At 65.5% G+C, this 22062-nt stretch carries 14 protein-coding genes; 6 read left to right on the forward strand and 8 right to left on the reverse strand.

Features of this window, described 5'->3' with window-relative positions; genetic code table 11:
• Positions 1 to 20: 20 nt before the first annotated feature.
• Both F757_RS0112745 and F757_RS0112750 read right to left on the reverse strand, forming a co-directional pair.
• Complete coding sequence (locus tag F757_RS0112745; RefSeq protein ID WP_027211722.1) at positions 21 to 1514, reverse strand: FAD-linked oxidase C-terminal domain-containing protein; 1494 nt, start codon at positions 1512 to 1514, stop codon at positions 21 to 23.
• A gap of 135 nt (positions 1515 to 1649) precedes the next feature.
• Positions 1650 to 3065 (reverse strand): FAD-binding oxidoreductase, encoded by a 1416-nt coding sequence (locus F757_RS0112750; protein WP_027211723.1) that lies wholly within the window; start codon positions 3063 to 3065, stop codon positions 1650 to 1652.
• 359 nt (positions 3066 to 3424) lie between these two features.
• Between F757_RS0112750 and F757_RS0112755 the strand changes: the two genes are divergently transcribed.
• Both F757_RS0112755 and hmpA read left to right on the forward strand, forming a co-directional pair.
• On the forward strand, positions 3425 to 3979 hold the full coding sequence (locus tag F757_RS0112755) for a cob(I)yrinic acid a,c-diamide adenosyltransferase (protein WP_027211724.1): 555 nt from the start codon (positions 3425 to 3427) through the stop codon (positions 3977 to 3979).
• Positions 3980 to 4096: 117 nt separating this feature from the next.
• A complete protein-coding gene (hmpA, locus tag F757_RS0112760; protein WP_027211725.1) occupies positions 4097 to 5302 on the forward strand; it encodes an NO-inducible flavohemoprotein in 1206 nt (401 codons plus the stop codon).
• Positions 5303 to 5510: 208 nt separating this feature from the next.
• On the opposite strand, the gene aroG is transcribed toward hmpA, so the two are convergent.
• Positions 5511 to 6584: a 3-deoxy-7-phosphoheptulonate synthase AroG gene (aroG, locus tag F757_RS0112765; RefSeq protein WP_027211726.1), complete on the reverse strand. Its 1074-nt coding sequence runs from the start codon at positions 6582 to 6584 to the stop codon at positions 5511 to 5513.
• A 57-nt stretch (positions 6585 to 6641) separates the two neighbouring features.
• Between aroG and F757_RS35775 the strand changes: the two genes are divergently transcribed.
• Positions 6642 to 6839 carry a hypothetical protein gene (locus tag F757_RS35775; protein ID WP_156923604.1) on the forward strand — a complete coding sequence of 66 codons (198 nt, stop codon included), beginning with the start codon at positions 6642 to 6644 and terminating at the stop codon, positions 6837 to 6839.
• A gap of 105 nt (positions 6840 to 6944) precedes the next feature.
• Here the strand turns inward: F757_RS35775 and tldD are convergent, their stop codons facing one another.
• From tldD to F757_RS0112780, 3 genes are all read right to left on the reverse strand, one after another.
• Entirely contained in the window at positions 6945 to 8411 is a 1467-nt protein-coding gene (gene tldD / locus F757_RS0112770) for a metalloprotease TldD (protein ID WP_027211727.1), read from the reverse strand.
• A gap of 88 nt (positions 8412 to 8499) precedes the next feature.
• A complete protein-coding gene (locus F757_RS0112775) occupies positions 8500 to 9387 on the reverse strand; it encodes a carbon-nitrogen hydrolase family protein (RefSeq protein WP_027211728.1) in 888 nt (295 codons plus the stop codon).
• A 215-nt stretch (positions 9388 to 9602) separates the two neighbouring features.
• A complete protein-coding gene (locus F757_RS0112780; protein WP_027211729.1) occupies positions 9603 to 13799 on the reverse strand; it encodes a YhdP family protein in 4197 nt (1398 codons plus the stop codon).
• A gap of 194 nt (positions 13800 to 13993) precedes the next feature.
• Between F757_RS0112780 and glnE the strand changes: the two genes are divergently transcribed.
• Complete coding sequence (glnE, locus tag F757_RS0112785; RefSeq protein ID WP_027211730.1) at positions 13994 to 16804, forward strand: bifunctional [glutamate--ammonia ligase]-adenylyl-L-tyrosine phosphorylase/[glutamate--ammonia-ligase] adenylyltransferase; 2811 nt, start codon at positions 13994 to 13996, stop codon at positions 16802 to 16804.
• Here glnE and recN read toward each other — a convergent pair.
• Together recN and F757_RS0112795 are read right to left on the reverse strand one after the other, a co-directional pair.
• Positions 16801 to 18471, reverse strand: a complete 1671-nt coding sequence (recN, locus tag F757_RS0112790; RefSeq protein WP_027211731.1) for a DNA repair protein RecN — start codon at positions 18469 to 18471, stop codon at positions 16801 to 16803. The two genes, glnE and recN, sit on opposite strands and share 4 nt — an antisense overlap.
• Positions 18472 to 18564: 93 nt before the next feature.
• Positions 18565 to 19467, reverse strand: coding sequence for an NAD kinase (locus tag F757_RS0112795; RefSeq protein ID WP_027211732.1), 903 nt, complete (start codon positions 19465 to 19467; stop codon positions 18565 to 18567).
• 318 nt (positions 19468 to 19785) lie between these two features.
• Between F757_RS0112795 and hrcA the strand changes: the two genes are divergently transcribed.
• Positions 19786 to 20805 (forward strand): heat-inducible transcriptional repressor HrcA, encoded by a 1020-nt coding sequence (hrcA, locus tag F757_RS0112805; RefSeq protein ID WP_027211733.1) that lies wholly within the window; start codon positions 19786 to 19788, stop codon positions 20803 to 20805.
• Between the two features lie 168 nt (positions 20806 to 20973).
• A complete protein-coding gene (gene hemH, locus F757_RS0112810; protein ID WP_027211734.1) occupies positions 20974 to 22056 on the forward strand; it encodes a ferrochelatase in 1083 nt (360 codons plus the stop codon).
• Positions 22057 to 22062 lie beyond the last annotated feature (6 nt).

Here is a 22062-nt window from a genome sequence, read left to right on the forward strand (position 1 = left end):
GCTATGCGCGATGCGTGACGCTAGAAGCGCGGCAGCTCCGGATGCGGCAGCAGACCGCCGCGCACATGCATCCTGCCGTATTCGGCGCAGCGCGCCCGGGTGGGGATTCCCTTGTCCGGATTCAGCAGGCCGGGCGGATCGAAAGCGCGTTTGACGGCGTGAAACGCGTCGCGCTCTTCCGGCGAGAACTGCACGCACATCGAGTTGATCTTTTCGATGCCGACGCCGTGCTCACCCGTCACCGTGCCGCCCAGCTCGACGCACGCTTCGAGAATGTCCGAGCCGAATGCTTCGGCGCGGTGCCATTCGTCCCGGTCGTTGCCGTTGAAAAGAATGAGCGGATGCATGTTGCCGTCGCCCGCATGAAACACGTTGATGCAGCGCAGTCCGTACTTCTTTTCCATTGCTTCGATGCGCGACAGCAGTGGTCCGATACTGCGGCGCGGCACGGTGCCGTCCATGCAGTAGTAGTCGGGCGAAATGCGGCCCGCGGCCGGGAACGCGTTCTTGCGGCCGGACCAGAAGCGCAGCCGCTCGTTTTCCGTGCGCGAGATCTGGATGCGGGTCGCGCCGTGCTCGCGCAGCACCGCGGTCATGCGCACGATCTCGTCGGCGACTTCCTCGGGCGTGCCGTCGGATTCGCACAGCAGGATCGCCGCCGCGTCGAGGTCGTAGCCGGCGTGCACGAACTCTTCCACGGCGCGCGTGGCGGGCTTGTCCATCATTTCGAGACCCGCCGGAATGATGCCCGCCGCGACGATGCCGGCGACGGCATCGCCGCCTTTCACGACGTCGTCGAAACTTGCCATGATGACCTGCGCCGTTTGCGGTTTGGGTATCAGCTTGACGGTGACCTCGGTGACGATTGCAAACATGCCTTCGCTGCCGATCAGAACCGCAAGCAGGTCGAGGCCGGGCGCGTCCGGTCCGAGCGAACCGAATTCGACGATCTCGCCTTCCATGGTCACGGCGCGCACGCGCAGCACGTTGTGCACGGTGAGGCCGTATTTCAGGCAGTGCACGCCGCCCGAATTCTCGGAAACGTTGCCGCCGATCGTGCAGGCAATCTGCGACGACGGGTCAGGGGCGTAGTACAGGCCGTAAGGGGCGGCCGCTTCCGAGATCGACAGATTGCGCACGCCCGGCTGCACCGTGGCGGTCCGCGCGTAGGAGTCGACTTCGATGATCTTTCTGAAGCGCGCGAGTGACACGACCACGCCGTGACGAATCGGCATAGCGCCGCCGGAAAGGCCGGTGCCCGCGCCGCGCGGCACGATCGGCACGCCGAGGCGATGACAAATCTGCACGATGCGCTGCACCTGCGATTCGGTTTCCGGCAGAGCGACGGCAAGCGGTAGACGGCGATATGCCGCGAGGCCGTCGCAGTCGTAGGCGACGGTGTCTTCTTCGCGATACAGCAGACAGTGGTTCGGAAGTACCGCCATCAACGCCTGCACGACTTCGCGCTGGCGTTCTGCGAGAACTTCGGCCGTCAGTTCGGCGGGTGCGTTCATGTGCATCGTCTCCTCTTGCCTTTCGCCCATCGCTCGTTGGCGCGGGCGTTGCAGGGGGCCGCCGTGGCGGTCCAACCCGCTCGCTTGCTGCTCAGTTACCCCTGATCCTGCCTCGGCGATGCACGGCCTCGCAGATCATGCCGCCCAGCTGAAAATCTTGCCTGGGTTCATCAGATTGTGCGGGTCCAGCGCATGTTTGATCGAGCGCATTGTGTCGACCGCGACATCGCCGTGTTCTTCCAGCAGAAAGCTCATCTTGTGCAGGCCCACGCCGTGCTCGCCGGTACAGGTGCCGTCCATGCGCAATGCGCGCTGCACGATGCGATGGTTCAGACGCTCGGCCTCGGCCAGTTCCTCCGGCTTGTTCGGATCGATCAGAATTGCGACGTGGAAATTGCCGTCGCCGACATGGCCTACGATGGGGCAGGGCAGCGGCGAGTCCTTCAGGTCCTGCTCCGTTTCGACGACGCATTGCGCGAGGCGCGAGATCGGCACGCAGACGTCGGTAGTGACGGCGCGGCAACCCGGCTTCAATTGCAGCATGGCGAAATAGGCGTTGTGACGCGCGTTCCACAGACGGCTGCGATCTTCCGGCCGCGTCGCCCATTCGAAGCCTTCGCCGCCGTTCTGCCCGGCGAGTTCCTGCACGAGTTCGGCCTGTTCCTGGACGCCGGCTTCGGTGCCGTGGAACTCGAAGAACAGCGTGGGCGCCTCGCGCAGCGTCAGGTTCGAATGCCGGTTGATGGAGCGGATCGCGAGCGCGTCGACGAATTCGACGCGGGCGATCGGCACGCCGATCTGAATCGTTTCGATGACGGCGCGCACCGCATCGCCCATCGACGGAAACGCGCAGACCGCGGCGGACACCGCTTCCGGCTGCGGGTACAGACGCACGGTGATTTCCGTGATGACGCCGAGCGTGCCTTCCGAGCCGACGAAAAGCCGCGTGAGGTCGTAACCCGCGGATGACTTGCGCGCCCGCGTTCCGGTTTTGATGACGCGTCCGTCGGCCAGCACGACGGTTAGCCCGAGGACGTTCTCGCGCATCGTGCCGTAGCGCACCGCATTTGTACCGGACGCACGCGTCGCCGACATGCCGCCGATGCTGGCATCCGCGCCAGGATCGATGGGAAAGAACAGGCCCGTGTCGCGCAGCGCCTCGTTCAGCTGCTTGCGCGAGATGCCGGGCTCGACAGTGACTGTCAGATCTTCAGCGTCGATCGACAGCACGCGGTTCATTTCCGACAGATCGATGGATACACCGCCCTGCACGGCGAGCAAGTGCCCTTCAAGCGAGGAGCCGTTGCCGTAGGGGATGATCGGCACGTTGTACTGGCCGCAGAGCCGGACGACGGTCTGGACCTCTTCGGTGTTGCGCGCGAAGACGACGGCGTCGGGCAGTTGCGGGTCGAACGGCGATTCGTCGCGGCCGTGGTGCTCGCGCACGGCTTGCGCGATGGACACGCGTTCGCCGAAGGCGTCGGTAAGCGCGCTGAGCAGCTCGGAGGGGAACGGCCGGCGCAGCGGGGCCGGCGTAACGAGGTTATTCACGCATGTCTCCGTTATCGACCAGAGTTAGCGCTTTGGCGCTTACTCTGGTCACCTGAAAATACTCCCTGCGAATTCCTGGCGAAGCGTTGCAAAGCGCTTTGCAGCAGGTGTTTCATTCTACGCCGATCGCTTGTGAGCGATGCTTGGTTCAGCGCAACTCGTACTGCACCCCTGCGCCTCCGAGGGGGCTCGCCCGTCGCTCCTATAATGGCGGCGAGCGGCGGATGCGCGCAAGATGGTCACCGCGTGGCACACGCGGCGTATGGTCAAGCCTCGGTGCGCGCCGACTGCCCTCTCGCCTGGCGCGCCTGAAAAGCCGAACGGCGCCCGCATCATCACCGATCGAATGGGAAGACATCATGGGTAACCGCCTGAGCAAGATTGCCACGCGTACCGGCGACGACGGCACCACCGGCCTCGGCGATGGCCGGCGCGTGCGCAAAGACAGCGCACGCATTGCCGCAATCGGCGACGTGGACGAACTTAACTCGAATCTGGGCGTGCTGTTGTGCGAAACCCTGCCGGAGGACGTGCGGGCCGCGTTGCTGGCAATCCAACACGACCTGTTCGATCTCGGCGGCGAGCTTTGCATTCCCGGCCACACCATGATCACCGAGCGCCACCTTGCCCAACTCGACGGCTGGCTTGCCGAGCACAACGCGGCCTTGCCTCCGCTCAAGGAATTCATCTTGCCGGGCGGCTCGCGGGCGGCGTCGCTCGCGCACGTCTGCCGCACCGTCTGCCGCCGCGCCGAGCGGGCGATCGTCGCGCTCGGCGAACAGGAAGCGCTCAACGCGGCGCCCCGTCAATATGTGAACCGTCTGTCAGACTTGCTCTTTGTGCTTGCGCGCGTACTCAATCGCGCTGACGGCGGCACCGACGCCCTCTGGCAGCATGATCGCGGCCACGCCTAGGCGGTGGATGCGCTTGGCGTAGGCGTGCACGAGGCAGGTTCCGCCTGCGACAATCTGTCTGAGCGAAACTGTAATCTTAAAGATGTATCTTATGCGCATCTTTAAGGAGAAGTACAGATGACCGCCCTTACCGCCGATCAGATTGCTCGCGTCAAAGCAACAGTTCCCGTACTCGCCGAACATGGCACGACCATCACCAGGCATTTCTACAAGCGCATGTTCGCGCACCATCCGGAACTGAAAAACCTGTTCAATCAGACGCATCAGCAAAGCGGCAACCAGCCGGAAACGCTCGCTCGCGCAGTGTATGCGTACGCGGCCAACATCGACAATCTCGGCGCGCTGGGGCCCGCTGTCTCGCGAATCGCCAACAAGCACGCGAGCCTGAACATCCGCCCCGAACACTATCCGATTGTCGGTCGCCATCTGCTGGGCGCGATCGTCGACGTGCTTGGCGACGCGGTCGATCAGCCGACGCTCGACGCATGGGAAGTCGCTTACGGGCAGCTCGCGAACATTTTCGTCGGCACTGAGGCGAAGCTTTATGAGGGCGCGGCGTGGAGCGGCTTCCGCCCGTTCAAGGTGGCGCGCAAGCAGGTGGAGAGCGACGAAATCACGTCTTTCTACCTGACTCCGGCCGACGGCGCTGCAGCGTGCGGCTTCGAACCGGGCCAGTACGTCAGTGTGACGCGCTTTGTCGACAAGCTCGGTGTGGACCAGCCGCGCCAGTACAGCCTGTCGGATGCGCCGCATGGCAAGTGGCTGCGCATTTCTGTCAAGCGCGAAGACGGTCGCGAAGATGCGGCGCCCGGCCATGTGTCGAATCTGCTCCACGCCGATGTGGAAGAGGGCACTGTCGTACATGTGAGCGCGCCGATGGGCGACTTTACGCTCGACCGCAAGAAGAGCACGCCGCTCGTGTTGATGAGCGGCGGCGTGGGCGTCACGCCGATGACCTCCATGCTCTCGACGCTGCTTGCCGACAACAGCGAGCGCAGCGTGAGCTTCGTGCACGCTTGCCGCAACGGCCGCGTGCATGCGTTTCGCGAGTGGCTCAACGAGACCGTGGCCGCGCATCCGAACGTGAAGCGCGTGGTGTTCTATGAAGCCGTGGAGGCGGCCGACCGGCAGGGCGTCGACTACGATTTCGAAGGTCGTCTGGATGTGGCGAAGATCGCGGACCGCGTAATTGTGCCGGACGCGGATTACTACATCTGTGGCCCCGTGCCCTTCATGCGCGCGCAACGCGATGCACTGACGACGCTCGGCGTCGATCCGGCGCGGATTCACACCGAAGTGTTCGGTTCGGGTACGGTGGAGTAAGTCGCGCCGGTGAAACGGGCGCGGGTTAGTAATCTCGCGTCCGGCCAACTCGTCTGCCAGCCGGCGATAAGCTGTTAGGTACATGGCGGCCGTCTACCGCAACATTCGTCCGTTCGGCCAGCCAGACAAAAAAACCCGGCTCACCGAGCCGGGTTTTTACATACTTCGTGCAGCAAGACCGCGTCGTCGAGATGCGGCGATGCGCGGCTCAGTTACCGCTTCCGCGCGCCACGCGTCGCTGCTTGACCGAGTCGGCGAGGCCTTCCAGCACGGCGACGCTCTCGTCCCAGCCAATGCATGCGTCCGTCACGCTCTGGCCATACGTCAGTGCGCAGCCTTCCTGCAAATCCTGGCGGCCTGCCACCAAATGCGATTCCACCATCACGCCGACGATTCTTTCGTCGCCCGAAGCAATCTGGCGGCCGATGTCGGCGCACACCGGAATCTGGTTCTCGTGCTTCTTCGAGCTGTTCGCGTGGCTCGCGTCGATCATCAGACGCGCGGCGAGTCCGGCCTTGCCGATGTCCGAGCACGCCGCGTTCACGCTGTCCGCGTCGTAGTTCGGCGCTTTGCCGCCGCGCAGAATGATGTGGCAGTCCTCGTTGCCGGCCGTCGACACGATCGCCGAATGCCCGCTCTTCGTGACCGACAGGAAGTGGTGCGGCTGCGAGGCGGCCTTGATCGCGTCGACGGCAATCTTGACGTTGCCGTCCGTGCCGTTCTTGAAGCCGACCGGGCACGACAGTCCCGAAGCGAGTTCACGGTGCACCTGCGACTCCGTGGTCCGTGCGCCGATCGCACCCCACGAAATCAGATCGGCAATGTACTGCGGGCTGATCATGTCGAGGTACTCGGTGCCGGCCGGCAGACCCAGTTCGTTGATGCGCAACAGCAGTCCGCGCGCGGTGCGCAAGCCTTCGTTGATCTTGAAGCTGTTGTCCATGTGCGGATCGTTGATGAGACCCTTCCAGCCGACCGTCGTGCGAGGCTTTTCGAAGTACACGCGCATCACAACTTCCAGTTCGCCCGCAAAACGCTTGCGCTGTTCGACGAGACGCCTTGCGTATTCCATTGCCGCTTTGGTGTCGTGAATCGAGCACGGGCCGATAATCACGATCAGGCGGTCGTCCATGCCGTGCAGAATGCGATGCATCGCGGTGCGCGAGTTGTAGATCAGGTCGGAGACGGCTTCGCCGCACGCGAACTCGCGGATCAGGTGTGCCGGGGGAGTGAGTTCTTTCAATTCTCGAATACGGACATCGTCGGTGTTGTGCGGGGGCATATTGTTTTCCTCGTTCGGTTCGTAGCGTGTTTGCGCGGGCGGCGCGTGCAAGACGGAATGTTCAAAAACTCGATGTGCAAAGACTCGGGGCGAAAAAAAACCGCCAGACTCGCTGGCGGTTTTTCGGGAATTCTCGGTGTTCTGCGTGCGCTAACACCCCTCTCGATCCGCCAGCGGTCTGAGATACCAGAAAAAGTAAAAGTAAAACTTGGCGGACATGGCGAAAGAGAGTCGCTGGTCAAAAAAGGTGAATGACTTTATAACCCGGGCAAGCTCGGTTGGCAAGCGGGATGCGGGAAAAATGCGGGAAATCCGCATGCTTCGCCGTTTTCGTGCGCGAAGCATGCGGAGGTCTCAGGTTCAGGCCGTGCCGCCCACGGTCATCCGGTCGATGCGCAGCGTTGGCTGGCCCACGCCCACCGGCACGCTCTGGCCTTCCTTGCCGCACACGCCGACGCCCGAGTCCAGCTTCATGTCATTGCCGATCATGCTCACGAACTTCAGCGATTCGGGGCCGCTGCCGATCAGCGTCGCACCCTTGACCGGGTAGGTGACCTTGCCGTTCTCGATCATGTAGGCCTCGGAGGCCGAGAACACGAATTTCCCGTTCGTAATGTCGACCTGGCCGCCGCCGAAATTCACCGCGTACAGGCCGTTCTTGACCGACTGGATGATCTCCTGCGGATCCTTGTCGCCGTTCAGCATGTACGTGTTGGTCATGCGCGGCATCGGCAGCGCCGCGTACGATTCGCGGCGCGCGTTGCCTGTGACCGGCATTTTCATCAGCCGTGCGTTGAGCGTGTCCTGAATGTAACCCTTCAGAATTCCGTCTTCGATCAGCGTCGTGCACTGGGTCGGGTTGCCTTCGTCGTCGATATTGAGCGAGCCGCGGCGGTTCGGCAGCGTGCCGTCGTCGACGACCGTCACGCCTTTCGCCGCGACCTGCTCGCCAATGCGTCCCGCGAATGCGGACGACCCCTTACGGTTGAAGTCGCCTTCGAGGCCGTGGCCGATCGCTTCGTGCAGCAGCACGCCCGGCCAGCCCGGGCCGAGCACCACCGTCATCGCGCCGGCCGGCGCCGGGCGCGCTTCCAGATTCACGAGCGCCGCGTGCACCGCGTCGTCGACATAGCGCGACAGCACTTCGTCGGTGAAGTAGCTGTAGTCGAAGCGGCCGCCGCCGCCGCCGCTGCCCACCTCGCGGCGGCCGTTCTGCTCCGCGATCACCGTGACGGAGACCCGCACCAGCGGGCGGATGTCGGCCGCGAAGCCGCCGTCGCTGCGCGCAACCAGCACGACGTCGTATTCGCCCGCGAGGCCCGCCATGACCTGCTGGATGCGCCGGTCGCGGCCGCGTGCCATGTGTTCGATGCGCTCCAGCAGCTTGACCTTGGCGGTTGCGTCGAGCGAATGCAGCGGATCGGCGGGCAGGTACAGATCGCGCCCGGCAATGCCTGTCAGCGACGAGGCCACCTTGATCTTCTGCTTGCCGCCGCCGGCCTTGGCGATCGCGCGTGTGGCGATGGCCGCCTGGCGGATGGCCTCCGGCGAGAGGTCGTCGGAATAGGCGAAAGCCGTGCGGTCGCCCGACACGGCGCGAACGCCCACGCCCTGGTCGATGCTGAAACTGCCCGACTTCACGATGCCTTCTTCGAGACTCCAGGCTTCGCTGCGAGTCGCCTGGAAATACAGGTCGGCATAGTCGACCCGATGCGTGAAGATTTCGGCGAGTGTGCGGGTGAGCAGGGATTCGTCGAGACCGTAGGGCGCGAGGAGGATGTCCTTGGCGGTGGCGAGATTACGGATACCGGGTTCGATGATGTTCATGCGAAGTATGTTCTGCTCGATACGAAGGGTTCGGTTGGCGCCACCGTCACTATATGAGTGAGGCAGGCCGCAGTTTCAATCTCTGTTGCTAGCCCAGCACCCGATGACGCCAGGCCGGCAGGCTCTGCCGCACTTCGTCGATGCGGGCGCGCTCCAGCGTACCCGCGACCACGCCGGCGCCCTCGTCGCGCACCGCGACGATTTCGCCCCACGGGTCGATCAGCATGCTGTGGCCCCAGGTGCGGCGGCCGTTCTCATGCTTGCCGCCTTGCGCCGCGGCCAGCACGTAGCACTGGTTTTCGACGGCGCGAGCGCGCAGCAGCATTTCCCAATGCGCGCGGCCCGTCGTGTAAGTGAACGCCGAGGGCACCACCATCAGCGCGCAATCGCCCATGCGCCGATACAACTCGGGAAAGCGTAAATCGTAGCAGACCGATAAGCCCACGCGCCCGAACGGCGACTGGAAGGTGCGGACTTCGCCGCCGGGGCAGATGGTGCGCGCCTCGTCGAACGATTCCTCGCCCTTTTCGAAGTTGAACAGGTGGATTTTGTCGTAGCGCGCGGCCTCGTTGCCTTGCGGGTCGAACACCAGTGTGGTGTTGAGCACGCGCGACGGCTCGGGCGCGGCGATCGGCAGCGTCCCGCCGATCACCCACAGCTTGTGGCGGCGCGCGGCATCCGCGAGAAAACGCTGGATCGGGCCGTCGCCATAAGCCTCGCGCACCGCGAGCTTGTCGGTGTCCTTGAAGCCCATGAAGCAGAAGTACTCGGGCAGCAGAACGAGCTGCGCGCCGTCCGCCGCCGCTTCGGCCATCAGGCGTTCGGCCTCGGCCAGATTGCGTTCGGGCTCCGGCGTGCTCACCATTTGCAGCGCGGCTACGCGCAAGGCGCTGTGCTCGCCGCCCGCAGACTCTGACTGCGCGGCACGCGGCGCAGCGGCGGAGATTGAAGTTGAAGAGACGTGTGTTTCGCTCATGAGCGTTTCGGAAAACTCCCGGCAGGACGGCGGCGCAACAATTGGCGCCGCCTGTGTCGTTCAGGGCAGACCCAAGCCGCCGGCACCGCGCCACGCGCTGCACCAGAAAAGCGGCCATGTATGCGCCGGGCCGCCGAGCGCTGCCCCGACCGCGCGGCTTTCGCCCCGCCGCAGCGCAATTCCGGCGCAATCGCCCGGAGAGCCTGGCTCGCCGCTCAGTTGGCGCCGGCGGTCGAAGCTGGAGCGTCCATCTTACCCCGATCGCTCTTGACCCGCTCGATGTGCGGTTTCGACCACGAGCCGGTAATCGCGTACTCGCGCGCGAACGCATGCGACACCGATTTGCTGAACGCCAGATCCGCCACCAGCGCGCCGAGGCCGAGCAGCGGATTCACCACGGCAGCCGCGACGACCGCTGCGCCCGCGCTGACGGTCGGCACGATCTGCACATGCAGGTCCTGCGTTTCCTGCGCAAGGTCGACGGAGCCCTTCATCTGGGCACGCGCCGGCGCGGTCACCATTTCGAAGTTATCCGTGCGGCCGATGCCGTTGCGGACCTGCGCGGTGCCCGTCACATGTTCGAAGGGAAGACCTTCGCCGATCACGTCGCGGAAATTGAGTGTGGCGAAGCGCGCGAGGCTTTGCAGACTGAGCACGCCAAGCAGCTTGGCGACGCCTGGATCGACCTTGAGAATTTGTCCGTGGCGCAGGTCCACGGCGAGATTGCCGTTGAGCGTCGGATAGTCGATTGCCGTCGGGCCGCCTCGCCACACCATCTTGCCGGACAGCGTGCCGCTGCCCGCCTTCAGCGTGCGCGGCTGGCCGAAGCGCTCGAGCAGCCCGCCCGCGTCCTTGATGTCGAGCTTGAAATCGAACACGGTGCGCCGCGGGGTGGTTTCGTCGGCGGCGTTGCCGAGTTCGGTGGAGGTGCGCCAGTTCGCCGTCGCCGTGAGTGTGGCCGACGGGTTCGTTATGTCCAGCTTGTCGAGTTGCCAGACCGGCACGCCGTCTTCGTTGAAGTTGTGCGCGGCGACTTCGAGCCGGCCGATATTGCGGTCGCGCACAATCAATTCGCTGACGACGAGATCGATCGACGGCATGTTCTGCACCGGTGCCGACATGGCCTGGCCGAGCAGGTCCTTGTCCGCGACCGACGGAATCACGACGCGCGCAAAGCGCGCCTGCAGCGTGCCGGGCGATGCCTTGTTTGCGCCGGGCAGCCACGAGACGTGGCCGGACACCTGATTGGAGGCGATGTTCGCCTGCCATTTGCCGTCCGCGTGGGAAGCGCCGACGATCACGCTCTCCCAGTGGCGCTTGAGCAGCGTCAAGGTGCCGATGTGCAGCGCAAAGCGGCTCGGCAGGAACTGCGCGACGGTCGGGTTCGGCGCCGCGGGCGCGGCCGGCGCGGCGGGGGCCGCGGGCGCTTCGTTGCTGCGCAACTGCGTGATCAGTGCTCGCCAGGCGTCGGCGTCGAAGGCGTCCACGTCGACCGCGGCGATCACGCCTTCTGACGGCAGGTCAGCCGGCCGGTTGACGCCGATTGCGCCGCGCACCACCGTCGGCGGGCTTTTCGGCTCATAGTGCAGCAGATAGCGCGCGGCGATCGGGCCAAAATTCAGCTCGGCACGCTCGAGCCCGCTTTCGCCTGCCACCGTGGACGGGCCGGCGGCGAGGCGCAGCGGCATCGGCGCGCCCACCGGCTTGTTGAACGGCGCGGGGAAGTCGAGCGCGAGCCCGGTCAGATCGGAGTTCGCAGTTACTTGCGGCAGCTTGCCCTTGGCGCCATGCACGCTGAGCGCATACGGCGCGCTGCCGCTCATGCGCGTGAGCACCTGCGCCGCCGGGCCGTGCAGATCGAGGCCGCGTGCGGCATCGACCGCGATGTGGCCGTCCACGTCGAGCGCGTAAGTGCCGTCCTGCCTGAGACCGCCGCTCGCGCGCAGGTCGCCGCCGAGAAACCGCGCGGTGAGCCGCTCAGTCTGCGCACTGCGTTCCGTAAAGCGCACCTTGCCCTTGACTTGCGAGAGCGGCGGCACATTCTCCACGCTCAAACGGTTGTTCTGGAAGCCGAGCGCGCCTTCCACGCCGATGTGCGGCTTGGGCGTGCGCGGTACCGTCAGTTTGAGCGCGAGCGAGGCCGGCCCTTCAGCGCGAATCTTCTCGGTCTGATGCTTCGCCATGATGCCGAGCGAGCTTTCGTTCACGTAGTCGAGCATGTCGGCGAGCGGACCCAGGCCGTCGCCCTTGATGACGAGACTGGACTCGCGCGTGCCGAGGTCGTCGATCCGGCCATTCACGCTGCGCAGCGCAACCCGCTTGTAGCGCGCCCGGTCGATGTCGAAGCGCAGCACGTTCTGCCTGATTTCGAACACGCCGTCGATGCCGTCGAGCGGCGGCCACACGTTCGGCGTGCCGTTGCGCATGTTGCGCGGGGGGTAGGGCGTCGGGTCGAACTTGCCGCCTTTGAACGGCGCGACGATATGGAAGATGCCCGCTTCGGGATCGCGCGAGTACGGGAATTTGGTCAGATCGCCGTGCACTTCGATCTTCGCGCCGCGCGACATGCCCGCCTGCAGGCCGTGACCGAGATAGATGCGCAGTTTCTCGCTGATGCTGGTCGGCAGATAGCGGACGATGCGCGACACCTGCGCGCGCTCGAAGTCGGCTGTGAGGTCGAGCGAGCCGCGGCCGTGGCCGGGGTTGCTGTAGTCGGCGCTTGCGGTGGCCGCCACGTCCGCGTTCGAGACGCCGAAGTCGGCCAGCTTGACCGTGAACGCCGGGTGGTTTTCACCGGGCGCCTTCGGCGAGATGGTCCAGTCGGCGCGGCCATGCAGGCGGTCGAGTAGCAGGCGCGGATCGTCGAACACACCTGGCAGCGTGATCGCGACGTTGCTGGTGTCGAGCGTGGCGGTGCCGCGGTGCTGATCGGCATCCACGCTGCCCCACAGGTTTTCGATGCCCGGAATGCCCGCGCGTGGGTGGTTGCGAGCGGTCAGCCCAGGTGGCGGTTCCTGCGCGGCGACGCTGATGCCTTGGAGATCGCCCTTGAAGCGGTAACGCTCGATGGGCTCGGCGCCCGTGCCGTGCCGGTCGCCGCCGGGCTCGCCCGACTCCGGCTTCGCGCGCTCCACTTCGATCACATAGTTGGCGACGAGCCCGCGTGGGTTATAGCGCACGAGGTTATTGAGGAGCCGCCGCGGCAGCGGCAGCGCGCGGCTGAATTCCGCGAGAATGCCCAGGTCGACGCGGTCGCCCGACACGCTGATGAGCTGGCCGTGCTGCTGCGAGGCCACCCGGTAGTGGCCGTCCAGCGTGCGGAACGCGAGCGTGCGCGTGAGCGGCGTGCCGTCCTCGAGCGGTGGCTGGCCGAGTTCGGCGCGCAGGTCGTTCAGTTGCAGTTTGTAGTCGCCTTGCTGACCCTCCACGCGCCAGCCGAAACTGGCCACCGGCAGCAGCAGCTTGGGCTGCGTGGGCCGCACGCGCAAGGCGACCTCGGCGCCGCTCATCTGGCCGCTTGCCGAACTCATGCGGCCGTCGGCGAAATCAACCCAGATTGCGTTGTCGATGCGGCCTGCAAACGTCTCGATCGGGAATTTGATGTAGCGCGCGAGCGTGGGCAGGTCGACCGGTCCCGTCGACACATAGGCTTGCCCTTTCCAGTTCACGGGCTTGCCGATGGCGGCAAGCGGCGCGTGCCGGAAATGCGTGCGGAAGTCCAGCGGGCCGCGCAGCAGATGGCCGTCCGGCGGCGCCTGAAGCGCGAGGCGGTGGTCGTAGCCGTCGTTGAGAATCGCAATGCGGATATCGCGCAACGCGAGTTCGGGCGCGTCGCGCTGGGCGTCGCGCCAGCGCAGCACGCCGCCGCGCACCACGATCGCCTGCTGGCGCATGAGCCACGTCGACAATGTGTCGTTGCCGCTATGACGTGTCGGCACCGGCACGCCGGCAACCGACAGCACGCCGTCGCTGCCGCGCGCGATCAGCACGTCGGGCTGGTCGACGATCAGACTCGAGAGCACGGGACGAAACTGCCACAGCGAACGCCACGACAGCGTTGCGGTGGCGTGCGGGATAGTGAGTGCGGGTTTGCCTTCGCGGTCGCGAATCACCAGATTCGTGATGTCGAGCCCTGGCTGGAAGCCGCTCCAGTGCGGCGCGAGTTTGCCGATGCTGAACTGTGCATGCAGCTTGTCGGAGACGGTTGCCTCGATGCGCGGACGGAACGCGTCGGCGCGCGGCAGCACCACATAACGCAAGCCGAGAAAGAGTCCCGCCGCGATGAAATACAGGACAAGCGCAAGCGCGAGAACGGCGTGAAGAGTCCGGCGCAGCACGACATGGTCGCTTCCGCTCACAGGCCGGGCCTGCCCGGTTTCCTGCGGGTCGGCGGATTCGTTTCGCTCGGACATGCTGCGGCGGGTGGGCGTATGGTAGTTTTGCGAGTTAACGACGAAATGTAACACACAGGAAAGCGTCGACAGGACTTCGTGAAACCCTGTCTGCGCGCCGCTGCACGGCCGGCACCGGCGTGCCGCCAGTCGTCGTGCGACGAGCCGGTGATGCCGGTTCATGCCAATCAAGCAACGAGCGAGCCAGACTTTTGATGACCCACGCCACACTGCTGAGTTCCAGCTATTCGCACTACGCGGCGCGCGCCGTGGCAGCACGTCCGCAACTCGCCGCGCAGGTGGCGGAACTTGCGTCCGGTTCGCTGACGCGCGAGCGCATCGACACGCGCTTCGACGCGCTCTGCGCGCAGGCTGCCGGCGGGCCTGGCGCACCGCTGACCGAGGACGGGCTCAAACGTGCGCTGCGTCAGTTGCGCACCGAGGTTTTCTGCGCGGTGATGGAGCGCGATCTGGCCGGCAAGGCGGACGTCGCCGAAGTAACCGGCGCGATGACCGATCTCGCCGAAACTGCGATCCAGCGCTCGCTCACGGTGCTTTCGGCCGAGCTCGAAGCGCTCTTTGGCGAGCCGCGCGGCCCGCAGGGCGAGCGGCTCACGTTGGGCGTCGTCGGCATGGGCAAGCTTGGCGGGCGCGAGCTGAACGTGTCCTCGGACATCGACCTGATCTTCATTTATGAAGACGACGGCGAGACGGCGGGCGGACAGCGCGCGCCCATCGCCACGCAGGACTTTTTCACGCGCCTCGGCAAGCGCCTGATCGGCGCGCTAGCCGAAGTGACCGCCGACGGCTATGTGTTTCGGGTGGACATGCGCCTGCGGCCGAACGGCGATTCGGGACCGCTGGTTTGCAGTCTCGGCATGCTCGAGGAATATTTCTACGTGCAGGGCCGCGAGTGGGAGCGCTATGCGTGGATCAAAGGGCGGCTGGTTTCGGAAGGCACGAGCGAGTCGGCGCAGCGCCTGCAGAAACAGCTCGGTGCTATCGTCACGCCGTTCATCTATCGCCGTTATCTCGACTACGGCGTCATCAGCGCGATTCGCGCGCTGCATCTGCAGATTCGCCAGGAGGCGCAGCGCCGCGCGTCGATGCGCCCCGACAAGGCTGACGACATCAAGCTCGGGCGCGGCGGCATCCGCGAAATCGAATTCAGCGCGCAGGTCTTTCAACTGATTCGCGGCGGCCAGGACGCCGGCTTCCGGGTGCGGGCGACGCTCGCCGTCCTGCGGCATGCGGCGGCGCACGGGCTGATCGACACGTCGGTGTGCGAGAAGCTGTCGCAGGCGTATCGCTTCTTGCGCGAGCTCGAACACCGTCTGCAATATCGAAACGACGCGCAAACGCATGCCATTCCCGTCGATCGAGAAGAACGCGCGGCGCTCGCGCACGCGATGGGTTGCGACGACTATCCGATGCTGCTCGCGCGGCTCGACGCGCATCGCGAGTTCGTGGAACAACAGTTCGACCAGATTTTTGCCGACAAGGTGAGCGGCCGCGACGGCTGCGGCGCGCCCGAAGACGGCGCGGCGGTGTGGGTGTGGAGCAGCGCGCTCGCGGACGACAGCGCGGAAGACGCACTGCGCGCGCGCCTCGTCGAACTGGGCGTTGCCGAGCCCGCCGATCTGCTCGCGCGGCTGCGCGGCGTCTGGCAGTCGTCGCGCTATGCGGGGCTCGCCGAGCGCAGCCGGCAGCGCTTCGACACGGTCGCGCAGCGCGCGCTCGAAGCCGGGCGCACGTTGGAGCCGCCCGAGCGCCGCGGCGACACGCTCGCGCGTCTGTTCGACCTGCTCGAAGCGGTGGGCCGGCGCGGCGCATACCTCGCGCTACTGAACGAATATCCGCAAGCGCTGCACCGCGTGTTGTCGGTGCTCGGTGCGTCGCGCTGGGCGGCGGGTTATCTGATCCGCCATCCACAACTACTCGACGAACTGCTCGACGACGAAGCACTCAACACGCCGTTCGACTGGCCCGAGTTCAAACGCACGCTGCGCTTGCGGCTTGCCGCGGCGGACGGCGTCGAGCAGCAGATGGACCTGCTGCGTCACGCGCACCAGGCGGAGGTGTTCCGTATCCTGCTGATCGATCTCGCCGGCAAGCTCAGCGTCGAGCACGTAAGCGACCGCCTGTCCGAACTCGCCGACGCGGTGCTCGACGTCACGCTCGAAGCTGTGTGGAACCAGTTGCCCAAGCGCCATCGCGACGCGCCGCGCTTCGCGGTGATTGCCTACGGCAAGCTGGGCGGCAAGGAACTGGGCTATGCGTCGGACCTCGACGTCATCTTTCTCTACGACGATCCAGACGACGCCGCTTCGGACATCTATTCCACCTACACGCGCCGGCTGATCACATGGCTTACGACCGCGACCGGCGCGGGCACCCTGTTCGACATCGACCTGCGGCTGCGGCCGAATGGCGAGTCGGGCCTGCTCGTCACCGATCTGGACGCGTTTCGCCGCTATCAGTTGCGCGAGGGCGACGCGGCCAACACCGCGTGGGTGTGGGAGCACCAGGCGCTGACGCGCGCGCGTTACTGCGCCGGCGACGCGCAGATCGGCGCGCAGTTCGAGGCGATTCGCGAACAGGTGCTGACCACGCCGCGCGACGCCGCGCAACTAGCGCGCGAGATCGTCGAGATGCGCGAGCGCGTCGAAGCCGGGCATCCGAACCATACGACGCTGTTCGACCTGAAGCACGATCGGGGTGGCATGGTGGACATCGAATTCGCTGTGCAGTACTGGGTGCTGTTGCACGCGGCGCGCGATCCCGAGCTGATCCGCAATACGGGGAACATTGCGCTGTTGCGCGAGGTGTCGCGCCTCGGGCTGATGAGCGAGGCCGAAGCGGAAACGGTGGGCGCCGCCTATCGCACTTACCGCAAGCTGCAGCACAAGCTGCGGCTCGACGGAATGGAGAAGGCACGCGTGGAACCGGCGCTGGTGGCAGCCGAGCGCGATGCCGTGCTCGGCCTGTGGGAGCGGGTGTTCGGCGACCAGCCCCGCGCCGCCTAGGCGGCGAGCATTTCCTTCGCGTGCTTGCGGGTGGTCGGCGTGATCTCCAGACCGCCCAGCATGCGCGCGACTTCTTCCACGCGGCTTGCCTTGTCGAGCGACACCACGCTGCTCACCGTTCCGCCCTTGCCGTTGCCGGTCTTGGCGACCTGGAAATGGTGATCGCCGCGCGCGGCGACCTGCGGCAAATGCGTCACGCAAAGCACCTGGCGGGCCTCGCCGAGCTGATGTAACAGCCGTCCGACTACTTCCGCCACGCCGCCGCCGATTCCGGTATCCACTTCGTCGAAGATCAGCGTGGGCGTCGGGCTCGCGGCACTTGCGATCACGGCGAGCGCGAGGCTGATACGCGCCAGTTCGCCGCCGGAGGCGACTTTCGCCAACGGCCGCAGCGGCACGCCCGCATGACCGGCGACGCGGAACTCGACCTGCTCCAGCCCATGCGCGCCGCCTTCGGGCAGGGGCACGAGCGCCACTTCGAAACTGCCGCCTTTCATCGACAGTTCCTGCATGCCCGTGGTGACCGCGGCGCCTAGCGCCTTGCCGGCCTTGGCGCGCGCCTTCGAAAGCTTCTTCGCTTCAGCGAGGAAGTCCTCGCGCGCGCGGGCTTCGGCTGCGTGCAGGCTGTCGAGATCCGCGGCGGCGTCGAGCGCGGCCAGTTGCGCGCGGCGCGTTTCGTGTTCCTCGGGCAGTGTCTCCGGTTGCAGGCGGAACTTGCGTGCCGCCGAATGCAACGCGTCGAGGCGCTTTTCGACTTGCGCGAGCCGGTCGGGGTCGAGTTCGAGCTTCTGTGCGTAATGGCTGAGCGAATACGCGGCTTCCTGCAGTTGGATCTCGGCGGGTTCGAGCGCGGCAAGCACATCGTTCAGGGCCGGGTCGATTTCCGCCAGATCGCGCACTTTCGAGACGATCGACGCGAGATGCGTGATCATTGCCTCGTCCGATTCGGAGAGCGCGTTCAGCGCGCCTTGCACCCCGTCTATCAGATTGGCCGAATGGGAGAGCCGCCGGTGCTCCGAGTTGACTTCTTCCCATTCGCCCGGCTGCGGCGCGAGCTTCTCCAGCTCGGCAAGCTGCCAGGCGAGCCGCTCGCGTTCCAGTTGCAACTCGCGGTCGCGCGTTTGCGCATGCTCGACCGCCTGCGCCTTCTCGCGCCATGTGCGCCACGCCCGCGTGACGCTCGCGGAAAGCTCGGTGAGGCCCGCGTGCGTGTCGAAGAGTTCGCGCTGCGCGTCCGGCCGCATCAGCAACTGGTGCGCGTGCTGGCCGTGAATATCCACCAGCATTTCGCCTACCTCGCGCAGTTGCGCGAGTGTCGCCGCCGTGCCGTTGATGAACGCGCGGGAGCGTCCATTTGCGTCCACCACGCGGCGCAGCATCACCGTGCCGCCGTGCTGGCCGTCGGCTGCCGAGGCGCTCAGCGCCTGCTCGTCGAGCCACTGGTCGACGAGCGCGTGCGTGTCGAACTCGGCGGTAATGTCGGCGCGGCTCTCGCCGGTCCGCACGACGCTCGCGTCGGCGCGCGCACCCAGTGCGAGCGCCAGTGCGTCGATCAGGATCGACTTGCCGGCGCCGGTCTCGCCGGAGAAAACGGTAAAGCCGCTGTCGAATTCGAGGTCGAGCGCGGCGACGATGACGAAGTCGCGTATCGAGAGGTGGCGAAGCATGGAAGTCGTCTGTGAGCTGTCTATGAGCTTGGTATTCGGGTTTCTGGAGCGCGGGTTTCGCGAGCGGCGCCTGCGCTCCGGCATGCCCGCCGGTCAGGGCTTGGCGTCTTCCTCGTGCGACGGGTATTCGTTCCAGTGGAGCTTCTTGCGCAGCGTGGCGTAATAGCTGTAGCCGACCGGGTGCAGCATCGGCACCGTATGGCGCGAGCGGCGCACTTCGATTGCATCGTTCAGTTCGAGCGACGTGAACGACTGCATGTCGAAATTGACGTTGACCTCACGCCCGGAAACGATCTGGATGCTGACCTTGGAGTCGTCCGGCAGCACGATGGGGCGGTTCGACAGCGCATGCGGAGCAATCGGCACGAGCACGATGCCCTGCAACTGCGGGTGCAGGATCGGACCCTGCGAAGACAGCGCGTAGGCGGTCGAGCCGGTAGGCGTGGCGACGATCAGGCCGTCTGAGCGCTGGTTATACATGAAGCGGCCGTCCACCGAAACGTGCAGCTCTGCCATGCCCGAGAAACCGCTGCGGTTGACCACCACGTCGTTGAAGGCGAGTGCGTGGTAGATCGGGTTGCCCTGGCGCATGATGCGCGCTTCGAGCAGCACGCGCTCTTCCCGCTCGAAGTTGCCTGCCAGCATTTGCGGCACGATCTCGCTCATGTGGGAGATCGGGATGTCGGTAATGAAGCCCAGCCGGCCGTGGTTGATGCCGATGAGCGGCGTGCGGTACGGCGCCAGTTGACGGCCTATGCCGAGCATCGTGCCGTCGCCGCCGAGCACGATTGCGACGTCGGCGCGCGCACCGATCTCGGCCGGGCGCAGCGCCGGATACTCAGTCACGCCGATTTCCGCCGCGGTGTCGGCTTCGAACACGACTTCGAAGCCGCGCTTCGCGATGCAGGAGGCGAGCGCGGTCAGGGGCTCGCGGATGCCCGGCGTGTTGTTGCGCCCGACGAGCGCGACCGTCTTGAACTGGCTGGTTACTTGCATGCCGGCATTACACCATAGGTAGGGCCTGAAAAGAACCGTGCCGCAACCCGGCGGCCGGCCAACGGCAGCGGGCCGTGAGCGCAGTTCGGGATTATCGTTAGAATGGTGAAGCCTTGATGACATGCGCGTGGGGCAAACTGCACCGCCACGTTGCCATTCGGGCCGCCCGCAGCGGCCCGAACGGCGCGCCGCACGGTTCGCTGTGCGAGGCTTTGCAACGAGCGCAAGGCGCGGTCCCGGCAGGCGGCCGCAAACCCGCCGGCGATGGGCGCCGTTCGCGCTCGCGGTAGTCGCATCATTGAGCTAAAATTTTTCGCCATGCTAGATCCTCGTGCACAAACCCTCCTGAAAACCCTGATCGAGCGCTACATTGCCGAAGGTCAGCCGGTCGGCTCGCGCACGTTGTCGCGCTACTCCGGCCTGGAACTGAGCCCGGCGACCATCCGCAACGTCATGTCGGATCTCGAGGATCTGGGGCTTGTCATCAGTCCGCATACTTCCGCCGGCCGTATTCCCACGCCGCGCGGCTATCGGCTCTTCGTGGACACCATGTTGACGGTGGAATCGGCCGCGGACGAAGAGGCGGTCACCCGCACCGTCAAGACTACGCTGCAGGCCGGCGAGCCGCAGAAAATCGTCGCGGCGGCGGCGAGCGTGCTCTCGAATCTGTCGCAGTTCGCCGGTGTGGTGCTCACGCCGCGGCGCAGCCACGTGTTCAAGCAGATCGAATTCATGCGCCTGTCCGACAAGCGCATTCTGCTTATCATCGTGACGCCGGAAGGCGACGTGCAGAACCGCATGATGGCGACCCAGCGCGACTTTTCGCCCTCCGAACTGGTGGAGGCGTCCAACTACATCAACGCGCACTTCGCGGGGCTTTCTTTCGACGAAGTGCGGCGCCGCCTGCGCGAAGAAATCGACCAGTTGCGCGGCGACATGACCACGCTGATGCACGCGGCGGTTACCGCGAGCACTGAGGAGCCCGACACCGGGGAAACGGTGCTCATCTCGGGCGAGCGCAAACTGCTGGAAGTCGCCGACCTTTCCTCGGACATGGCGCGCCTGCGCAAGCTGTTCGATGTGTTCGACCAAAAGACGAGCCTCCTTCAGTTGCTGGATGTGTCGAGCCATGCCGCCGGCGTGCAGATCTTCATAGGCGGCGAGTCCAACCTCGTGCCTATCGAGGAAATGAGCGTCGTTACCGCGCCGTACGAAGTGAACGGCAAGATTGTCGGCACGCTCGGCGTAATCGGTCCGACGCGCATGGCCTACAACCGCGTCATTCCGATCGTGGACATTACCGCCAGACTGCTTTCGCTTACGCTCAGTCAACAATAGCGCCTGGTCGCTGCGGCGGTCTATGCGGCACATCATGCGCGAGCTCGCGCCGCTTGCCAATTGGCCGAACGGCCAGGGGCGCCTAAGGCAAGCGGCCGCAAAGCGCGCCGCTATAATGAATCCACCTCGTTCCATTTCCCGCCTAGAGCGGGGCATCTCTGCCAGCCTATGCGCTTCGATCTCGAGCGGCCCTCCCAGAACGCCACGTCGCACCGCGTTGCCGTACTGCTGATCAATCTCGGCACGCCCGACGCGCCCACGCCGCGCGCGGTCCGCCGCTATCTCGCCCAGTTCCTCTCAGATCCGCGCGTGGTGGAAATTCCCGCGCTCGCCTGGCAAATCATTCTGCGCCTGCTGATCCTGCCGTTCCGAGGGCGGGCGTCCGCGAAGAAATATGCGGCGGTGTGGCTGCCGGAGGGCTCGCCGCTGCGCGTCTATACGGAAAAGCAGGTGGAGGGCTTGCGTCACCTGCTGCAACTGAACGACTACACGGTGCTCGTGGACTACGCGATGCGTTACGGCACGCCCGGCATTCCCGCCATGCTCAATCAGCTCAAGCTCGCGGGCGCCGAGCGGGTGCTGCTCGTGCCGATGTATCCGCAATACTCGTCGTCGACCACGGCCACCGCTTTCGACGACGCCTTCGCGGCCCTGAAGCGCATGCGCAATCAGCCGGAAATCCGCACGGTGCGCCAATATGCAGACCATCCGGCATACATTTCGGCGCTGGCCGCACAGGTGCATCATTACTGGCACCTTCATGGCCAACCGGATTTCGCCGCGGGCGACAAACTGGTATTGAGCTTTCACGGCGTGCCCAAACGCACGCTGGATCTCGGCGATCCTTATCACGACCAGTGTCAGACAACGGGCGCGCTGCTTATGCAGGCGTTGGGGCTGACGTCGGTCGAATGCCGCATCACATTCCAGTCGCGTTTCGGCAAAGCCGAATGGCTGCAGCCCTACACGGCGCCCACCTTGAAGGAATTGGGGGCTGCGGGCGTGCGGCGTGCTGACGTGTTTTGTCCGGGCTTTACCGCCGATTGCCTGGAGACAATCGAGGAAATCGGCATGGAAGTGCGCGATGAATTCCTGCATGCCGGCGGCAAGGAGTTTCATCGCATTCCGTGCGTGAACGCGTCGCAGGCGTGGATTGCCGCGCTTGGCGAAATCGTCGCGCAGAATTTGCAAGGCTGGCCGGTGCAGGCCGTCGCGGTTCCGCACATCCCGGCGCATAACACAGCGGCTTGACGAGAC

This window comes from Burkholderia sp. WSM2232 (genome assembly GCF_000472545.1).
Classification (GTDB): domain Bacteria; phylum Pseudomonadota; class Gammaproteobacteria; order Burkholderiales; family Burkholderiaceae; genus Paraburkholderia.